This is a genomic window from Streptomyces sp. NPDC058872, from assembly GCF_042743065.1.
GTDB lineage: Bacteria > Actinomycetota > Actinomycetes > Streptomycetales > Streptomycetaceae > Streptomyces.
On sequence record NZ_JBHYMK010000012.1, the window covers coordinates 57,761 to 76,864 of the forward strand.

The following is a 19,104-nucleotide window of genomic DNA, read 5'->3' on the forward strand; positions in this document are numbered from 1 at the left end:
GCGGCCACCCCCGGCAGGGGTGGCCGCCCTTTCGTTTCGCGCTCCTGGGGGCCCAGGGGGCCTTGGTGACCCAGGGGCCCTGGTGACCCAGGGGCTGACCCAGGAGCCCTGGTGACCCAGGGGCTGACCCAGGAGCCCTGGTGACCCAGGGGCCCTGGGGACCCGCGGTGCCTTGCCAGGGGCTCAGACCAGTGCGCTGCCCGGCAGCTCGACCTTGGCGCCGAGCTCGACGAGCTTCTCCATGAAGTTCTCGTAGCCGCGGTTGATCAGCTCGATGCCGTGCACCCGTGAGGTGCCCTGGGCCGCGAGCGCCGCGATGAGGTAGGAGAAGCCGCCGCGCAGGTCGGGGATGACCAGGTCGGCGCCCTGGAGCCGGGTCGGGCCGGACACGACCGCCGAGTGCAGGAAGTTCCGCTGGCCGAAGCGGCAGTCGGAGCCGCCGAGGCACTCCCGGTAGAGCTGGATGTGCGCGCCCATCTGGTTCAGCGCCGAGGTGAAGCCGAGCCGGGACTCGTAGACCGTCTCGTGGACGATGGAGAGGCCGGCGGCCTGGGTCAGCGCCACGACCAGCGGCTGCTGCCAGTCCGTCTGGAAGCCGGGGTGCACGTCGGTCTCCAGGGCGATCGCGTTGAGCGAGCCGCCCGGGTGCCAGAAGCGGATGCCCTCGTCGTCGATCTCGAAGGCGCCGCCGACCTTCCGGTACGTGTTGAGGAAGGTCATCATCGAACGCTGCTGGGCGCCGCGCACGTAGATGTTGCCCTCGGTGGCGAGCGCCGCCGAGGCCCAGGAGGCCGCCTCCAGGCGGTCCGGGAGCGCCCGGTGGGTGTAGCCGTCGAGGCGGTCCACACCGGTGATCCGGATGGTCCGGTCGGTGTCCATGGAGATGATCGCGCCCATCTTCTGCAGGACGCAGATGAGGTCTTCGATCTCGGGCTCCACGGCCGCGTTCGACAGCTCGGTGACGCCCTCCGCGAGGACCGCCGTGAGCAGCACCTGCTCGGTCGAGCCGACCGAGGGGTAGGGGAGGCGGATCTTGCAACCGCGAAGGCGCTGCGGCGCCTCCAGGTACTGCCCGTCCGCCCGCTTCTCGATGGTGGCGCCGAACTGGCGGAGCACGTCGAAGTGGAAGTCGATGGGCCGACCGCCGATGTCGCAGCCGCCCAGGCCCGGGATGAAGGCGTGGCCGAGGCGGTGCAGCAGCGGGCCGCAGAAGAGGATCGGGATGCGCGACGAACCGGCGTGGGCATCGATGTCGGCCACGTTGGCGGACTCGACGTGCGTCGGGTCGAGGACGAGTTCGCCGGGTTCCTCGCCCGGGCGGACCGTCACGCCGTGCAGTTGCAGCAGTCCGCGGACCACGCGGACGTCACGGATGTCCGGCACGTTGCGCAGCCGGCTGGGGCCGCTGCCGAGCAGGGCGGCGACCATCGCCTTGGGCACGAGGTTCTTCGCGCCGCGGACGCGGATCTCGCCCTCCAGCGGGGTGCCGCCGTGGACAAGCAGGACATCGTCTGTGCCGGTCATGAATCTCGCGTTCCGAAGTGGGTCCGACAGGGGGCCAGGGAAAAGGGTAAGGGTCCATGAGACCCCGTTCGGGTGTCTCATGGGACCTGTCAGATGTAATGAATTCGGCACAACACCCTCTGCTGCTGCAACCTTGCGGAGTGTCACCGTCCGGTTGTCCTCGCGGAGGCCTTCGGCCCCGCGCTCCCGTCCCGCTGAACTGCGGAGCTCCCCGGGCTCCGCGAGATCGTCGCCGACGACCCACGCGAACGCCGAAGATGCGGGATCATGTGTCGCATGACCGAGGTGTCCTCGCTCACAGGGCGGCTGCTCGTCGCCACCCCCGCGCTGGCGGACCCGAACTTCGACCGCGCGGTCGTCCTGCTGCTCGACCACGACGACGAGGGGTCGCTCGGGGTCGTCCTCAACCGGCCCACGCCGGTCACCGTCGGTGACATCCTCGCTCCCTGGGCCGCCCTCGCCGGCGAGCCCGGCGTCGTCTTCCAGGGCGGCCCCGTCTCGCTCGACGCGGCCCTCGGCATCGCCGTGATCCCCGGTGACGAGGGTCCCCTCGGCTGGCGGCGGGTGTACGGCGCGATCGGCCTGGTCGACCTGGAGACCCCGCCCGAACTGCTCGGACCCGCGCTCGGCTCGCTGCGGATCTTCGCCGGGTACGCGGGGTGGGGCCCCGGGCAGTTGGAGTCCGAACTCGGCGACGGCGCCTGGTACGTGGTCGAGTCGGAGCCCGGCGACGTCTCCTCGCCGCACCCCGAGACGCTCTGGCGACAGGTGCTGCGGCGCCAGCGCGGTGAACTCGCGATGATCGCGACGTACCCGGACGACCCGTCCCTGAACTGACCCCGGAGGGCGGGACGGCCCGGGCGGGAGGCGGGGCTTCACCGGAAGTTCACCGGGGGCTCGCGCGGCGGCAAAGGGGTGCACGTCTGTTCGGGCGAGGGCGGGATGCGTACGATGATCCGACTTTCCCGATCCCGTGTGGCGTGTCCATGCGCCCAGACGATCAAGAGATGACCACGTGCCTGTCATAACCGCCACCCGGAACCACCGGGTCTCGAACTGGGTGCCCGTCGAATCCGTCGGAACCGCGCTGCCCGCCCGTCTGGACTCCCTGACGAGTCTGAGGTTCTTCGCGGCCTTCGCCGTCTTCGCTCACCACTTCACGGGGTTGGGCGGCAAGACGGGCTACGGCCGGGCCCCGTCGATCTTCCCGTACTCGGAGATGGGCGCCCACGGCGTCACCTTCTTCTTCGTCCTCTCGGGCTTCCTGCTGACCTGGGTGTACAAGCCCCACGAGCACCCGATCGCCTTCTACTGGCGCCGCGTGGCACGCATCTGGCCGGCGACCCTGGTCGCCGCCGTCCTCGCTTACTACGTGTTCTACGAGCGGGCGCACGTGGCCGTGGAGTGGAAGTCCTTCATCGCCTCGATCTTCCTCGTGCAGAACTGGCTGCCGGGAGCCTCTCCCACGCTGCCCGGCAACCCGGTGACGTGGACCCTCAGCGTGGAAATCCTCTTCTACGCCCTGTTCCCCTTGCTCGCGCGCTACGTCGTGCGGATGCGGACCCCGCTGCTCGTCACGCTCACGGTCCTCGGGCTCATCGGCATGTGGGCGGTCAACTGGTGGGCGTTCGAGACCTTCGACCCCTCGGCCTCCCGCTGGATCATGCGCCACCCGGTCGTGTACCTGCCGCAGTTCCTGCTCGGCATGACCGTCGCGCTGCTGATCCGCCGCGGCATGCGGGTCCCGCTGCGCCCCTTCGTGCCGCTGGCGCTGCTCGCCGTCTACGTCTACGGCTACTTCCAGCTGCGCGCCCGGCTCTCCGACGCCTACGACGCGCAGCTGGAGTACACGCTGCGCCCGACGCTCGCCGTCATTGCCGCGCTCGTCATCATCGCCTTCGTGCAGCGCGAGATCGCCGGACACCGAGGCCTGCTCAACGCCAAGCCGCTGATCCTGCTCGGTGTCTGGTCCTACAGCTTCTACCTGCTGCACCACGCGGTCAGCCGCTACGCCACCTACGAGTGGGGACGCATCCCGGACAAGGACTCCGCCCTCTTCAGCATGTTGGGCATGGGCCTGGTCATCCTCGCCATGTCGTGGGCGCTCTACCGCTTCGTCGAGGAGCCCGCCAACCGTTGGCTGGTGAAGCGGATCCCGGCTCGCTGGCGCCGCACCGCCCCGGTGGAGCGGTGACCGCTCCGGCACCGCGGTCGACGTGAGTACCCTTGGGTCCCATGAGCACTCTCGAGCCCGAGCGCGGGGCAGGTACGGGAACCCTCGTTGAGCCGACGCCGCAGGTGTCCCACGGTGACGGCGACCACGAGCGCTACGCCCATTACGTCCAGAAGGACAAGATCATGGCGAGCGCCCTCGACGGCACGCCCGTCGTGGCGCTGTGCGGCAAGGTCTGGGTACCGGGGCGCGACCCCAAGAAGTACCCGGTCTGCCCGATGTGCAAGGAGATCTACGAATCCATGGGCGCCGGTGGCGGCGACAAGGACAAGGGCGGCAAGGACAAGTAGCACCGCACGGCCCCCGGCGGTCGGGACGAGCCTTTGGCGGCCCCCGTCGTGCGTACTCCGGTACGCGCGCGACGGGGGCCGCTTCGCGTGGTGCGGAACGCTTCCCGGCCGCGCGGCCGTCGCGCGGCCCGCTTCCGTCGACCGCGGAGCGGTCGGGGCGGCGGGACCCCTTGTCGTCCCGCCCCGGGCGCACCTAACCTCAGTCGTGTTGTGTCCTGCGAAACGATCGTTGCACAGGATGCAACGCACCTGCTTCGAAGGGAGCGCCACGGGACGGCCCGCCCGCAGCGCCATCCGGGCCGCCGCCCGCGGCACCACCCGCGGCACCACCCGGGCCGCCGCCCGCCTGCCGGGCCGACCGCGATGACGATCCGAGTGTTCGTCTTCTCCGCACTCGTACGGCTCCGCCCGGCCCCGGGCCCCGGCGGAGCGGTGAAGGACCGACGCGATGACCTCAGAGACCCCCGACCACGACCTGATCCCGATGCCCGTACGGACCGGGGGACCGCACCGCGGCGGTTTCCCCCTCGACCACCGGACCACCCTGAGCGCGGCCCCCGGCACCGAGACCACCGAACGCTGGCTGCGCACCACCCTCGGCGCCGCCTTCGCGCTCCCGCTCCGGACACCGGTCGACGGGGACGACGCCCCCGGCATCCGGCTCCGCCTCGACGGGACGCTCGCCCCCGAGGCGTACCGGCTCGACGTCCTCGCCGACCGGGCCGTCGAGATCACCGGAGGCGGTCCCGCTGGGGTGTTCTGGGGCGCCCAGACCCTGCGCCAACTCCTCGGCCCCGAAGCCTTCCGGAAGGCGCCGACGCGGAACGGACCTCCCGTGGCCCTGGCGGCCCGGACGATCGAGGACGCCCCCCGCTTCGGCTGGCGCGGGCTGCTGCTCGACGTGTCCCGGCACTTCATGCCCAAGGACGACGTCCTGCGCTACCTGGACCTCCTCGCCGCCCACAAGCTCAACGTCCTCCACCTCCACCTCACCGACGACCAGGGCTGGCGCATCGAGATCGAGCGCCACCCCCGACTCACCGGGGTGGGCGCCCGAAGGGCCCGCACCAAGTGGGGGCACCGGGCCTCGCCGCTCTGGACCGAGACCCCGCACGGCGGGTTCTACACCCACGACGACATCCGCGAGATCGTCGCCTACGCCGCCGACCGGCACGTCACCGTCGTCCCCGAGATCGACCTCCCCGGCCACGCGCAGGCGGCCATCGCCGCCTACCCCGAACTCGGCAACGCCGACGTCGTCGACACCGCGGCGCTCACCGTCTGGGACACCTGGGGGGTCAACCCGAACGTCCTCGCCCCGACCGAAGCCGTCCTCCGCTTCTACGAGGGCGTCTTCGAGGAAGTCCTCGACCTCTTCCCGTCCCCCTTCGTCCACGTCGGCGGCGACGAGTGCCCCAAGGACCAGTGGGAGGCGTCCCCGGCCGCCCAGGCTCGCATCCACGAGCTGGGACTCGCCGACGAGGACGAGCTCCAGTCCTGGTTCATCCGCCACTTCGACCGCTGGCTCGCCGCCCGGGGCCGCCGCCTCATCGGGTGGGACGAGATCCTGGAGGGCGGCCTCGCCGAGGGCGCCGCCGTGTCCTCCTGGCGCGGATACGCGGGCGGCATCGCCGCGGCCGAGGCCGGCCACGACGTCGTCATGTGCCCCGAGCAGCACGTCTACCTCGACCACCGCCAGGCGCCGGGCGAGGACGAGCCGGTTCCGATCGGCTACGTCCGCACCCTGGAGGACGTCTACCGCTTCGAACCCGTTCCGCCCGGCCTCGCGCCGGAGGCCGCCGCCCACGTCCTGGGCACCCAGGCCAACGTCTGGACCGAGGTGATGGAGAACCGCTCCCGCGTCGACTACCAGGTCTTCCCGCGCCTCGCCGCCTTCGCCGAGGTCGCCTGGTCCGCGCTCCCCGCGCCCGAGGCGCGCGACCACGCCGACTTCGAGCGCCGCATGCGCGCCCACTACCGGCGCCTGGACGCCCTCGGAGTCGACTACCGGCCGCCCACCGGCCCCCGGCCCTGGCAACGGCGCCCCGGGGTCCTCGGCAGGCCCCTGGAGGGAGCGCCCCCGAACGTGTGAGGGACCCGACGTCCCCGGTTCACCCAAGAGCGTCGAAAGGGGAGTTACCGTCACCCCCGGGACGTCCGGGACCGAGCGGTCCTTCACGGACCCTCGCACCGGACTCCTCGGAAGATGTGCCAGAGTTGCCACGTCCGGAGTGTGAGCACGTACGGTACGCCCACACGCAGGCGCGACCACCGGGCACAGTCGGGGACCACCGGGACACCGGGAAGGGGCAGCGGGTTGACCACGCACGCACCACAGACGGCGCAGTCCGTGACGCTGCCCGCCTCGCTCGACGAGGCCGTGGCGGCGCTCACGGCCATGCCCGCCGCCGTACCCGTCGCCGGTGGCACCGACCTCATGGCCGCCGTCAACAAGGGCCAGCTCCGCCCCGCCGGACTCGTCGGCCTGGGCCGCATCAACGAGATCCGCGGCTGGCAGTACCAGGACGGACACGCCCTCCTCGGCGCGGGCCTCACCCACTCCAGGATGGGCCGCCCCGACTTCGCCGCCCTCATCCCGGCCCTCGCCGCCGCCGCCCGTGCCGCCGGACCGCCCCAGGTCCGCAACGCCGGGACCCTCGGCGGCAACGTCGTCACCGCCGCCCCCACCGGCGACTCGCTGCCCGTCCTCGCCGCCCTGGAAGCCGACCTCGTCGTCTTCGGGCCGCTCGGCAGCCGCGAGATCCCCGTGTCCCACCTCCTCGCGGGCCGCGACCTCCTGGCCCCCGGTGAGCTCGTCGGCTTCGTCCGGGTGCCCCTGCTCCACGCCCCCCAGGTCTTCCTGAAGGCCACCGGCCGCACCGGCCCGGCCCGCGCCACCGCCTCCGTCGCCGTGGTCCTCGACCCGGCCCGCCGGGGCGTGCGCTGCGCGGTCGGCGCCGTCGCGCCCATGCCGCTGCGCCCCCTTGAGGCGGAGCGCTGGATCGCCTCGCTGGTGGACTGGGACAACGACCGGGGGCTCGCACCGGAAGCGCTCGCGGCGTTCGGCGAGTACGTCGCCGCCGCCTGCATCCCGGACCCGCAGGGCGACGCACCGTTGCCCCCGGCCGTACTGCACCTGCGGCGCACGGTCGCCGCACTCGCCCGACGGGCATTGGGGAGGGCACTCTCGTGAGCAACAACGATCAGCAGCAGAACCCCGGCGGCTGGGAGCCGATCCCCCAGAGCGAGGGGTACGACGGCGATGCGACGGCCTTCGTCCAGTTGCCGCCCGACTTCATGCTGGACGGCGTCCCGCTGGAGGCACCGGGCCACGGCTACGTACCGCCGATGATCACCCCGCTCCAGCCCCTGAACCCGCCTCCCGCCCCGGCGGCAACGGGCAGCTGGACGGTGCACACCCCGACGGAGGCGCAGCAGACGCCGTACTACGAGGGGAGCCCGTACGGCGATCAGAGCGGGGCGTACCCGGGCGGTTCCCACCCGGTCGGTTCGGCCCACGACGGTTCGTACGCGGGCGGTTCGTACGCGGACGGTTCGTACGCGGACGGTTCGTATGCGGAGGGTTCGTTCCGGGACGGTGCCTACCCGGACGGCTCGTTCCCGGAGGGCGCCCACCCGGAGACGGAGCACTTCCAGCCGCCCGCATACGTCGAGCAGGCGGTCGAGCACGTCGAGCACGTCGAGCACGTCGAGCACGTCGAGCACGACCCGAACGCGACGGCCGAGTGGCGCTTCGAGGAGGCGGCGGCGCCCGCAGCCGACCCCGGCGCCACCGGCCAGTGGCAGATTCCGGCCGCACCGGAGGAGCCCCCGGCCCACGCCGGAGCCGGCGCAACCCTGCCGGGCGGTGCTCCCGCGCCCTGGGCCCTCCCGGAGGAGCCCGCCGCGAAGGCGCCCGAGGTTCCTGAGGCGGCAGAGGCTCCCGAGGCGCCCGAGCTCCTGGAGCCCTCCGGGGCGCCGGAAGCCCCGGAGGCCTCCCCGGACTTCGGGCCCGTGGAGCCGAACACGGAGGAGCAGCCGGAGCCCGAGCCCATGGACCGGGCCGTACCGGAGCTGGCGGCCGACGAGGAGCCCCCGGCCACCCCGGACGCCCCTGTTGCCTCCGACGCCCCTGTCGTCTCCGAGGCTCTGGTTCTTCCGGCCCCCCCGGCCGTTCCCGACCTTCCGGACGCCCCGGTCGTGGTGGAGGCCCCGGGGACATCCGACGCGGTGGTTCCCGAGCCCGCCGCGGCGGGCGACGCCTCCACCGACAGCGACGAACACCCGCACGTCTCGTACACGCTGCGGGTCAACGGGGCCGACCGGCCCGTCACCGGTTCCTGGATCGGCGAATCGCTGCTCTACGTCCTGCGCGAGCGCCTCGGCCTGGCCGGGGCCAAGGACGGCTGCTCGCAGGGGGAGTGCGGGGCCTGCACCGTGCAGGTCGACGGCCGGCTCGTCGCGTCCTGCCTGGTGCCGGCGGCGACCACCGCCGGGAGCGAGGTGCGGACGGTCGAGGGCCTCGCGACCGACGGCGAGCCCTCCGACGTACAGCGTGCGATGGCCCGGTGCGGCACCGTCCAGTGCGGCTTCTGCATCCCCGGCATGTGCATGACCGTGCACGACCTCCTGGAGGGCAACCACGCCCCCACGGAACTGGAGGCCCGCCAGGCCCTCGCCGGCAACCTCTGCCGTTGTTCGGGCTACCGGGGCGTGCTCCAAGCCGTCCGGGACGTCGTCGCCGAACGCGAGGCCACCGCCACGGCCACCGCGCCCGAGAACGCCGACGCGCCCCGTGTCCCGCAGCAGATCCCCCACCCGCACGACGGAGGCATGGCGTGAGCAGCGACGCGACCACCGCGGCTCCCACGACGTCGGACGCCGCTCCCGGAGTCCCCGGCCAGGAACCGGCCGCCCACGGCCTCGGCACCTCGCTCCCGCAAGCCACGGCGCGGGCGAAGGCCGAGGGAACCTTCCCGTACGCCTCCGACCTGTGGGCCGAAGGGCTTCTCTGGGCCGCGATCCTGCGCTCCCCGCACCCGCACGCCCGGATCGTGTCGATCGACACCACGGCCGCCGCAGCCATGCCCGGCGTACGGACCGTGGTCACGGCCGCCGACGTGCCGGGCGCAGCGACGTACGGCCGCCGGGTCGCCGACCGCCCCGTCTTCGCCGCGGACCTGGTCCGGCACCACGGAGAGGCCCTCGCCGCCGTCGCGGCGGACCACCCGGACACCGCCCGGCTCGCCGCCGCGGCGATCGCCGTCGAGTACGAACTGCTCGAACCGGTGACGGACCCGGAGAAGGCCTTCGAAGCCGAGGCGCTGCACCCCGACGGAAACCTGATCCGGCACATCCCGCTGCACTTCGGCGACCCCGAGGCGACCGGCGAGGTCATCGTCGAGGGCCTGTACCGGATCGGACGCCAGGACCCGGCGCCCATCGGCGCCGAGGCCGGCCTCGCCGTGCCGCGCCCGGACGGCGGGGTGGAGATCTACACCGCGTCGACCGACCCGCACACCGACCGCGACCTGGCCGCCGCCTGCTTCGGCCTGGCGCCCGAGCAGGTCAAGCTGGTCGTCACCGGTGTTCCCGGGGCCACCGGCGACCGAGAGGACCCCGGCTTCCAGATCCCGCTTGGCCTGCTCGCCCTGCGCACCGGCTGCCCGGTCAAGCTCACCGCTACGCGCGAGGAGTCCTTCCTCGGCCACGCCCACCGCCACCCCACCCTGCTGAGGTACCGCCACCACGCGGACACCGAAGGGCGCTTGGTCAAGGTGGAGGCGCAGATCCTGCTCGACGCGGGCGCCTACGCGGACTCCTCGTCCGAGTCCCTCGCCGCGGCCGTGGCCTTCGCCTGCGGCCCGTACGTCGTCCCGCACGCCTTCGTCGAGGGCTGGGCCGTCCGCACCAACAACCCCCCGTCCGGCCACGTCCGGGGCGAGGGCGCGATGCAGGTGTGCGCCGCCTATGAGGCCCAGATGGACAAGCTGGCCGCCAAACTGGGCGTGGACCCGACCGAGTTGCGCATGCGGAACGTCATGGCGACCGGTGACATCCTGCCCACCGGACAGACCGTCACCTGCCCGGCCCCGGTGGCCGAACTGCTCTCTGCGGTGAGGGACTTCCCGCTCCCCGCCCTTCCCAAGGACAGCCCCGAGGACGATTGGCTGCTGCCCGGCGGCCCCGAAGGCGCGGGCGAGCCGGGCGCGGTGCGCCGTGGCGTGGGCTATGCGCTCGGCATGGTGCACATGCTGGGCGCGGAGGGCACCGACGAGGTCTCGACGGCGACCGTGCGGGTCATGGACGGGGTGGCGACGGTCATCTGCTCGGCCGTGGACACCGGTTCGGGCTTCTCGACGCTCGCCCGGCAGATCGTCCAGGAGACCCTCGGCATCGACGAGGTCCACGTGGCCCCCGTCGACACCGACCAGCCGCCGGCGGGCCCGGCGGCCCACGGTCGGCACACCTGGGTCTCGGGCGGGGCGGTGGAACGGGCCGCGAAGATGGTCCGCACCCAGCTCCTCCAGCCGCTGGCCCACAAGTTCGGCATGTCGACCGAACTGCTCCAGATCACCGACGGCAAGATCACCTCGTACGACGGGGTCCTGTCCACGACCGTGATGGAGGCGATGGACGGCAAGGAGCTCTGGGCCACCGCCCAGTGCCGCCCCCACCCCACCGAGCCCCTCGACGAATCGGGGCAGGGCGACGCCTTCGTCGGCCTGGCGTTCTGCGCGATCCGTGCGGTCGTGGACGTCGACATCGAACTCGGCGCCGTGCGCGTCGTGGAGATGGCCGTCGCCCAGGACGTCGGTCGTGTCCTCAACCCCGCCCAACTCGCCGCCCGCATCGAGGCCGGTGTCACCCAAGGGGTCGGCGCGGCCCTCACGGAGAACCTCCGCACGGCCCGTGGTCTGATCCGGCACCCCGACCTGACGGGCTATGCACTTCCGACATCCCTGGACGCCCCGGACATTCGCATCGTGAAACTCGTCGAGGAACGCGATGTGGTGGCCCCCTTCGGCGCCAAGGCGGCGAGCGCCGTCCCCGTCGTCACCTCACCCGCCGCAGTGGCTTCAGCAGTACGCGCGGCGACAGGACGCCCCGTCAACCGCCTCCCGATCCGCCCCCAGGCGGCCGTTGCCGCACCCAATTCGTAACCATGTGATGTCCGTTGCTTGTGCAATCCAGAGGTGCGGACTGTCGTCGCTCCTGACTACAGTGGACTTCTAGAACCGTGCCGCACGCGGCACGGTGGTTCACCGGGGGAGGGACACGAGCGTGGAAGCCTACATGGACGGGGGAGGCTCGTTCGGCATGCGGGCCATGAGCAAGGAAGCCGTTCGCTACAACTCCGAGTCCATGGCGGAGTTCAAGACGAGCATCGACGGGCTGATCGAGATGCTCACTTCGTCCGAGGCCGACCACGGCAAGATGAAGTCGGACCCGGTGACGCGCAGTCAGCTCGGCGGTGGCGGTGCGGCCTGGATCGAAGCGACCGGCCTGCACGACTCGTACAACACCGTCCTCAAGCAACTGACCGACCTCTCCAGCCTGTTGCAGGACTGCCTGGAGGGCCTCGGCATCGCGGTCGTCGGCTCCAAGGACGGCTTCGAGCAACTGGACGAGGACACCAAGCGCAAGATGATCAACATTCACCAGCGGACCGAGGACGCCAAGACGAGGGCCGACCGGGAAGCGGGCCTCGTCCGGGAAGACACGAGCAGCCAGAGCACCGAGGACGGGCCCACCTTCAAGTAAGGCGGCGCTGACGGGACGACGGGGACACGGGGAAGAGGCGAAGATGAGGCCTGCAGAGGGCGGCAGGGGTGGCGGGACCGACTTCCACTCCATGTCCCACCAGAAGATGCTGGAGTGGCTGGACGAGGCCGAGACGTACCCGATCAGGAACGCCGGCGACCGTTTGAAGGCGGCGGCCGAGGAGTTGGAGCGCATCGCCGGCCAGCTCAAGAACCGTACGGGACGCGTCGATTGGCAGGGCGAGGCGGAGAAGGCGTTCACGGAATGGGCCGCGAACGTCGTGAGCTCGACGTACTCGCTCAGCAAGTACAGCGCCGACGCCTCCCAGCAGATGGCCGACGCCTCCCAGGCGCTCGCCTCCGCCAAGAGCGCCATTCCGCGCTACACCTCCCACGAGGCGGCCAAGGCGAGCCTGGAGGCGGCGCAGAAGTACCACAACGACCCCGACTCGGCGACCATCGCGCGCAACGCGCGGAACTCCTTGTCCCCCAGCGAGGAGCTCCAGGCCATCGAGGCCAAGGAGAGGGAGAACCAGCAGGCCGCCGCGGACGAGATGCGGAAGCTCTCCAGTACGTACTACTGGTCCGGCCGCCGCATGACGGACATGGTGCCGCCGACGTTCCCGCCGCCACCGGGGGCTTTCGTGCCGGAGGCCGAGGGCGAAGTCGGTTCCCGTTCTAGTAGCGGCACAACCCAGGGCGAACGGCACTCCACAAGCACGGAGACGAGCTCAGGAGCGCAGGGTGCACACACCCAGCCTGGTACCCGAGCCGTGCCCGGCTCGGCCACGGTGCTGCCCGCGGGCGACCCGACCGGAGCTACGCAGGTCCCCCGCCCCGCAGTGAGGCCCGAGGTTCCTGTGGATCTTGGCATCGACAGTGTCGGAACGCTGCCGCAGCCGACCACGACCGGTCCGGCGACGCAGCCGTCCGGCGGCTCGCCCATGCCGGGCAGGCCGGAGGGGGGTACGCCTCCGTTCCTGACGACTCCGGGAGTTGCTCCGATCACGACGAAGGGCAGCCCGGGAGCCCTCGGTACCACCCCGCCCGTCGCCGGAGGTACGGGGACTCCCCGGGGCTCGGCCGCCGGTGGCGTTCGTGCGGGAACCACCTTGCCCAGGGAAGGCATTACTGGTGGTCGTGCGGTTCCCAGCACTACGGGTCGACCGGCAACCGGCATTCCGCGCAGCACCGTCATCGGTGCGGAGCCGGGCGGTCAGAACCGTGCGGCGATGGGGCGCGGCCCGATGGGCGGGGGCCACGGCATGGGCGGCGGACACGGCATCGGTGGTGGGTCCGGACAGAGCGGCATCAGTGGTGGGCGCCGACTTGCCGGTGAGACCGGTGGTGTCGCAGGAGGTAGGGCGCAGCGTGCCGGTGGTGCCGTTGGTGGTGCCGGGCGAGGGTTTACGCCCGGTGGTTCCGGTCTGGTGCGTGGGGGGTCCGCGAAGTCTGAGGAACGGCGTGAGGAGCGGAGTGGGGAGCGTCCTGACTATTTGGTCGAGGACGAGGAGACCTGGCAGCAGGGCAGGCGTCATGTGGCACCGCCCGTAGTCGATTGATCAGTGCGAGGAAGCAGATGCGTACCAGCAGTGTTCGTCGGAGTCGTGTCCGGGTCGTTGCTTCGGCTGCCTTGGGGATGCTGCTGGTGGGCATCGCTTCCGTCCCCGCCCAGGCGGAGGGAACCAGGGCCCAGCAGTGGCATCTCGATGCCATGGGGGCCGAGGAGATCTGGGCGCTCAGCACCGGTAAGGGCGTCACCGTCGCAGTGATCGACAGCGGTGTAGACCGAGGGAATCCGGACCTGAAGGGGCAGGTCCTCCAAGGAAAGGACTACGCCTCGGAAGAAGAGGGCGACGAGTTCACGGATTACACCGGTCACGGTACGGGCATGGCTGGTCTTATTGCCGGAACGGGCGAGGCAAACGGCGGTAACGGGGCTTTCGGGCTTGCTCCGGGAGCCAAGATCCTCTCCGTGCGTGTGCCGGGGTCGGGCGGCGGTAATAAGAGCCAGGCGGCAGCCAATCGACAGTTCAACAGGGTCGTGCCCGAGGCCATCCGCTTTGCCGTTGACTCCGGTGCCAAGGTCCTCAACATCTCGCAGGCTGTACCGGAAGGATCTTCACAGCTCACTGACGCCGTGAAGTATGCCTTGAATAAGGGGGCCTTGGTTTTTGCCGGTGCGGGTAACAGTGCTGAAAAGGGAAATCACCTCATGTATCCCGCGGCGACCCCTGGTGTCGTTGGTGTGGCAGCTGTTGACAAGACGGCTACGCGCATCCCGATGTCCCAGTACGGTCCCCAAGTCGATCTAGCCGCTCCTGGCAAGGACGTGGTTGCTGCCTGTGGCATCGGCACCGGCATCTGCACGGGCACCGGTACGAGTGATGCCACTGCGCTTGCGTCGGCTGCGGCTGCGTTGGTGTGGTCGAAGCATCCTGAGTGGACCAACAATCAGGTTTTGAAGGTCCTGCTCAACACTGTGGCTAAGCCTGCAAAGGGGGAGGAGCGCAGCAGCTACATCGGCTATGGGGTCATTCGGCCGCTTCGTGCGTTGAAGACTCCGGGTGATCCGGGGCCGGCTGATGTTCGGCCGATTGATGACCTTGCCGAGCCTGAGTCTTCGTCGCCTTCGGTGCAGCCGTCGCAGGGTGGTGTTCCGTCGTCGGAGGGGTCTGCTTCCTCTGCTCCGGGTGCTGTTCCTCAGGCGTCTGAGGGTGGCGATGGTGGTGCGGGGTTGTGGATCAGGCTCGGGATCGGGGCGGCTGTGTTGATCGGCGTTGCCGTGGCCGTCCCGGTGCTCCGTTCCCGGCGAGGTTGAGCCCGCCCCCGTCGTCTGCCATTCCTAACTCACCCAGGGAAGAAAATGTCGTTTGACGACGAGTGGAGCCAGATCCGTAGCGAGGCGACGGAGATGAGACTCAATAGCCTCCCCCCGGAAGCCGGTTCGGGCGGAGGCGCCAGTGATTACAAGGTGACGTCCGCCGAGCTCAAGGCCATCGGCAACGAGGCTCAGGAACTCTTCCACTGGTTCGAACGGGACGCCTTCCACGCGGGTGCCCAGACTGGCACGGCGTCCAAGATTCTCGACGGCGACGGATTCCTCACCGGATCGGCCATGTGGACCATGTGGGATACCTGGCGTGATCAGGCCGAGACGCTCCTCAGCGCTTGCGCGCACATTCACAACCACCTTGAGGACACGGTCATCAGCCATGTGAACCATGAGGAAGTGCTGGTGACGAACTTCTCCATATCCACGATCGACAAGCACTTCAACTGATCCGGAGCTGGTGACGACGTGATCGCGACGGCCGACGAGGGAAGCAGATGCTGAAGTTCGACCAAGTCCTCCACGCCCGGCTCGGCAGTCTCAAGGAGGCGGTCACGGTCTGGTCCGAGACGGTGTCCAAGCTGGAGAAGGCCAAGGAGAAGGCGGAGACGGGTCTCCAGGCCAAGGCGAACAAGGCTGACTGGAGGGGCGAGAACGCCGGGATCACGCAGGCGTTCGTCCGTAAGACCGCCAAGGAGTTCGGTGACGCCCTGACCGAGGCGACCAGCATCCGCAACATCCTGCGGGATGCGCAGAGCGAGTTCCAGGCGGCGAAGACCGAGCTGGAGAGGCTGGTCGAGCAGGCGCCTGGCAAGGGCATGCGCATTGACCAGGAAGGTGTCGTCAGCTACCTCATCCGGCCTGATAGCCGCTCCAAGGACTACGACGGCCCCAAGCCTCAGCCCGCCGACTTCGAGGCGATGCGGTCGGCGGTCAAGGCTGCGATCGACCGGGCGAACGACGCCGACGACGTGGCTTCACGCGCTCTGCACGGACTGGTCGGCAAGGACAAGAACAATTTCTCTGACACGAGGTACGACTCCCTCAAGGCTGCCTCGAAGGTCCAGGACGCCGAGGACGCGCACGCCGCTTACGAGCTGTACAAGAAAGGCGACGACGCCACACCGGAGGAGATCGACAAGCTCAACGTCCTTTTCAAGGCCAATCGGAAGGACCCCTACTTCGCTGAGAAGTTCGCCCTGGAGGTCGGGCCGAAGGGGAGCATGGAGTACTGGGCCGACATGGGCGACCCCAGCGACGGCTCTCGGCTCGGTATCGACCACCGTGACAAGCTCAAGGAACTCCAGACGAACTGGAGTATGACGCTCGCCACCGCGACCCATTCTGCGAGCCCTGAAATGGAACAGTGGAAGGCCGATGTCATCAGGGCTGGCAGCGAGCCGATCCAGACGCGCGGCACCAGCCCGTACGGCTTCCAGGTCATGAGTAACCTCATGCGCGTCGGTGACTACGACGATAAGTTCCTGAAGGACTACGGCAATGGACTTGTTATCGCCGAGCGGAAGATGACGCATGACGGAAGGCTGCCAGCCGACCGGGTCTGGCAGCAACTGAGTGGTACTCCGAGTCACCTGAACTGGCAGGGCGGCGATGTCGGCAAGGATCCGATGATCGGCTTCATGGAAGCGCTCGGGCACAACCCGAAGGCATCGACTGACTTTTTCAACAGTGACCTTGACCTCACGCCGGAGAACGGCAAGGACAACAAGAAGCTCGATCCGTTCGAGTACTTCTCCAAGGACCGCCAGTGGCCTGACGAGCTGAACGACAAGGGTGACCTGTCCAAGGAGCCGGGCTACAACGCCCTGGGGCACGCTCTGGAGTCCGCGACCACCGGTCACCCGTACGACGCTGATCCCGAAGGTCTCAAGGACGTACGGACCAAGGAGAACGCCGAGGTTATGCAGAAGGTCGTCGAGCGGTACGGCAGCGACCCCAAGTACATGCATCAGCAGCCGGGAATTGACGACAGCCTCGGCAAGATGAGCGCGTCCTACATAGACGAATTCAACCGTTCTCTGGAGCAGGAGAACGAGACGTCGACTCGGGAGATGCCGGATTCACCATTCGGGGCGAGACCCAACGAGAAGGGTGAACCTCGGTTCGGCGAGGAGTTTGAGGAAACCCTGCTTTTCAATAGGGGAGATGCTGTCAGTTTCCTGGGCACGGTTGCGCAGAGTGAAACTGGCCATGCGCAGTTGTCGGCTGCTCAGTCGGTGTACACCACGAGCGTCCTCGACGAGGTGGGGCCCAAGCCGGGTTCTGGAGTTGCGCGCGAACTGGATATCACCGATGTCAAGACTTCGATGCGTGTCGGCGCGGAAGCACACGGTCTTTTCGATGAGTCGCGAATGGGGCAGATCGATCAACAGTATCAAATCGACTCCGAGGAGCATAAGAAAGCCGTCGAAGGGACGACGGAGTGGGTCAAATTTGGAGTCGGAGCGGCAGCAGCAGGCGGGATTGCCGTCCTTACTGGTGGTGCAGGCGGTGTCCTGGTTCCATTGGCCGCAGAGACCGTCGGAGGTGCTGTTACGACGCTGATCGGAATGGAAGCTGACGACATTGCCGAGAAGTACTCGGAAGACGAGATGCTCAAGGAAAAGTCGGATTCCCTCAAGGAAAAGGCGCTGGCAGACGGTAAGGCGAACGCGCTGATTCCAGGCCAAGCCTATGCGCGGGCTCCCGGTTGGAGCAAGGATGACAGGAATTATCTTGAGGAGGAACTGACCAAGTATGTGAAGGATAGTCGTGGGCATGTCAGAGACGACTCCTTGCCTGATCCCTACGATGAGGAAAAAGACGGAAAGGTCACATGATGGCGAACCGTGCACGAAGGGTGTGGGCGGCTCTGGTCCTCCTCTCGCTGTCGGTGACAGCCTGCTCTACTGGTGATGATGTCGCAGAGAAAGGGCAAGTAGCGTCGGAGGTCTGCGGAGGATTTGCCGCCGAACCTGCTGCTGCTTCGGCGCTTGAGGCCATTGCGGGCAAGGGCGTTTTGCTAACGAGCGATCAGTCGGAGCCGGATAGGGGCCTCGGCGAGCTGAGGAAGGCAACGGAAACGCCGCAGAGCGGGAAGAGTTTCATGAAAGGTGTTCCGTTCTGCGTCTTGGAGGCGGCCCCTGGCGAGCAGAACATCCTGACCATCACAGTCCGGGAGGCTCTTGCCGTTCCCTCAGATGATGCCGGCAAGGAATTCGTGACGTTCTACTCCAGTGGTCTACTCGCCTCCTCCTCTGATCTCCACGCCTCGATCTACTTCATGTGCCGGATGAAGGAACCGGCCCATGGCATCGTCATTGAAGCCGGGTTGGAACGGGCGGACGAGAATGAGGCAGACCGTGTAGGCATCAGGGAGGGTCAGATCACCCTCGCCAATGCGGCGGCCCGGCACGTTGCCGCCGCGTTGGGGTGTACGGGCACCGGGCTGGTGGAGAGGGTGCCCGCTGAGGTGCCCCGGTCCTGAGGGGTGGTTGCTTGGCCCGGGAGTTCTGTCACACCCCGAACACCGGCATGGCCACGATCCGGCCGCCGCGGATGATGAAGACGTGATTGCCGCCGCTGGCCAGTTGGTGGGAGCACTCGTGCTTCATCTTGAGGGTGAAGAGATGGGCGCGGGTGGTCTTGTGTACGACCCGGACCTAGCTGTTGTCGGGGCGTGGAGCCATACCGTTGTGCCCTCCACAACCGGGGAGTTCACGGTGCCGGGGCCCGCCCCGTCCAGGACCTCGTACCAGTCGGAGATCAGGAAGCGGACGTCCTGCAGGGTGCTGTAGCGGTGTGCGTTGTAGCCGTTGCACGCGATGATGGTTTCGCCGCTGGCCGCGGGGGTGTCCCCAGGGGATGCTGCCGTTGACCCCTTCCTTCCGCGGGAGGTTGCCTAGGTCGGGGCGGCGGGCCATTAGGGTGGGGCCGCCGAGGGTCCGGGGTCTGGCCGTCGGTGTCCTGGTCTTCGAGCTCCCGGTCCGTCCCTCCGGTCTCGGTGCGGAGCGTGGCTACACGGTCGTCCCTGCCGTGGATCACCAGCCGTTTCCTGCTGACGGCGGCCCTCGCAGGGCTGCTGAGGGAACGGGGGACGTCATCGACAGGGGCCAGCAGGTGGCGAGAGGCCAGGCGTTGACGGCGTGCAGCTCGTTGTCCTTCGTCGCCAGGCAGACAGGTGTGTCGTCCGCGGCGAGAAGACGTCCGGCGCCGGTCCGACGTGCTGTCTGAGGACCTGCTCGGGCATCCCTTTGCCGGGGGTGACCGGGATCTGGCCCGTGGTGGTGAGGGCCAGGCCGTGTTCGGGGCGTGCGATGCCGAAGTCGATGATCTGCGGACCGGTCGCGGTGAGTAGATGTTCGGCGGCTTGAGGTCGTGGTGGACCAGTCCCGCCATGTGGATGTCGTGCAGGGCGAGGGCGAGGGCGGGGAGGTCCCGCGGGGCGGGGGTTCCGCGGTC

Annotated in this window: 14 protein-coding genes and 1 pseudogene; 13 read left to right on the forward strand and 2 right to left on the reverse strand. The window is 69.2% G+C overall.

Features of this window, described 5'->3' with window-relative positions; translation table 11 throughout:
• Positions 1–183 precede the first annotated feature (183 nt).
• A complete protein-coding gene (murA, locus tag ACFW22_RS10110; protein WP_384872100.1) occupies positions 184–1,524 on the reverse strand; it encodes a UDP-N-acetylglucosamine 1-carboxyvinyltransferase in 1,341 nt (446 codons plus the stop codon).
• A gap of 276 nt (positions 1,525–1,800) precedes the next feature.
• Between murA and ACFW22_RS10115 the strand changes: the two genes are divergently transcribed.
• The 13 genes from ACFW22_RS10115 to ACFW22_RS10175 all read left to right on the forward strand — a co-directional run bounded on the left by ACFW22_RS10115 (position 1,801) and on the right by ACFW22_RS10175 (position 18,130).
• Positions 1,801–2,361, forward strand: a complete 561-nt coding sequence (locus tag ACFW22_RS10115) for a YqgE/AlgH family protein (protein WP_384872103.1) — start codon at positions 1,801–1,803, stop codon at positions 2,359–2,361.
• Between the two features lie 178 nt (positions 2,362–2,539).
• Positions 2,540–3,718: an acyltransferase family protein gene (locus ACFW22_RS10120; protein WP_386401229.1), complete on the forward strand. Its 1,179-nt coding sequence runs from the start codon at positions 2,540–2,542 to the stop codon at positions 3,716–3,718.
• A 41-nt stretch (positions 3,719–3,759) separates the two neighbouring features.
• Positions 3,760–4,047, forward strand: a complete 288-nt coding sequence (locus ACFW22_RS10125) for a DUF3039 domain-containing protein (RefSeq protein ID WP_024761666.1) — start codon at positions 3,760–3,762, stop codon at positions 4,045–4,047.
• Between the two features lie 448 nt (positions 4,048–4,495).
• Positions 4,496–6,139, forward strand: a complete 1,644-nt coding sequence (locus ACFW22_RS10130) for a beta-N-acetylhexosaminidase (RefSeq protein WP_386401231.1) — start codon at positions 4,496–4,498, stop codon at positions 6,137–6,139.
• A gap of 225 nt (positions 6,140–6,364) precedes the next feature.
• A complete protein-coding gene (locus ACFW22_RS10135; RefSeq protein ID WP_386401233.1) occupies positions 6,365–7,240 on the forward strand; it encodes an FAD binding domain-containing protein in 876 nt (291 codons plus the stop codon).
• Positions 7,237–8,889, forward strand: a complete 1,653-nt coding sequence (locus ACFW22_RS10140) for a 2Fe-2S iron-sulfur cluster-binding protein (protein WP_386401235.1) — start codon at positions 7,237–7,239, stop codon at positions 8,887–8,889. Before ACFW22_RS10135 ends, ACFW22_RS10140 begins: the two co-directional genes overlap by 4 nt.
• Entirely contained in the window at positions 8,886–11,210 is a 2,325-nt protein-coding gene (locus ACFW22_RS10145) for a xanthine dehydrogenase family protein molybdopterin-binding subunit (protein ID WP_386401237.1), read from the forward strand. Before ACFW22_RS10140 ends, ACFW22_RS10145 begins: the two co-directional genes overlap by 4 nt.
• Positions 11,211–11,331: 121 nt before the next feature.
• A complete protein-coding gene (locus tag ACFW22_RS10150) occupies positions 11,332–11,811 on the forward strand; it encodes a hypothetical protein (protein ID WP_386401239.1) in 480 nt (159 codons plus the stop codon).
• Between the two features lie 43 nt (positions 11,812–11,854).
• Positions 11,855–13,372, forward strand: coding sequence for a hypothetical protein (locus tag ACFW22_RS10155; RefSeq protein ID WP_386401241.1), 1,518 nt, complete (start codon positions 11,855–11,857; stop codon positions 13,370–13,372).
• Between the two features lie 17 nt (positions 13,373–13,389).
• Positions 13,390–14,631: a type VII secretion-associated serine protease mycosin gene (gene mycP, locus ACFW22_RS10160; RefSeq protein WP_386401243.1), complete on the forward strand. Its 1,242-nt coding sequence runs from the start codon at positions 13,390–13,392 to the stop codon at positions 14,629–14,631.
• A gap of 45 nt (positions 14,632–14,676) precedes the next feature.
• Positions 14,677–15,093, forward strand: coding sequence for a hypothetical protein (locus ACFW22_RS10165; RefSeq protein ID WP_386401245.1), 417 nt, complete (start codon positions 14,677–14,679; stop codon positions 15,091–15,093).
• A 47-nt stretch (positions 15,094–15,140) separates the two neighbouring features.
• A complete protein-coding gene (locus tag ACFW22_RS10170) occupies positions 15,141–17,483 on the forward strand; it encodes a hypothetical protein (protein ID WP_386401246.1) in 2,343 nt (780 codons plus the stop codon).
• Positions 17,480–18,130 carry a hypothetical protein gene (locus ACFW22_RS10175; RefSeq protein WP_386401248.1) on the forward strand — a complete coding sequence of 217 codons (651 nt, stop codon included), beginning with the start codon at positions 17,480–17,482 and terminating at the stop codon, positions 18,128–18,130. Before ACFW22_RS10170 ends, ACFW22_RS10175 begins: the two co-directional genes overlap by 4 nt.
• Before the next feature lie 708 nt (positions 18,131–18,838).
• On the opposite strand, the pseudogene ACFW22_RS10180 reads toward ACFW22_RS10175, so the two are convergent.
• Positions 18,839–19,071, reverse strand: a pseudogene (locus ACFW22_RS10180) (serine/threonine protein kinase); the annotation flags it as partial.
• Between the last annotated feature and the right edge of the window lie 33 nt (positions 19,072–19,104).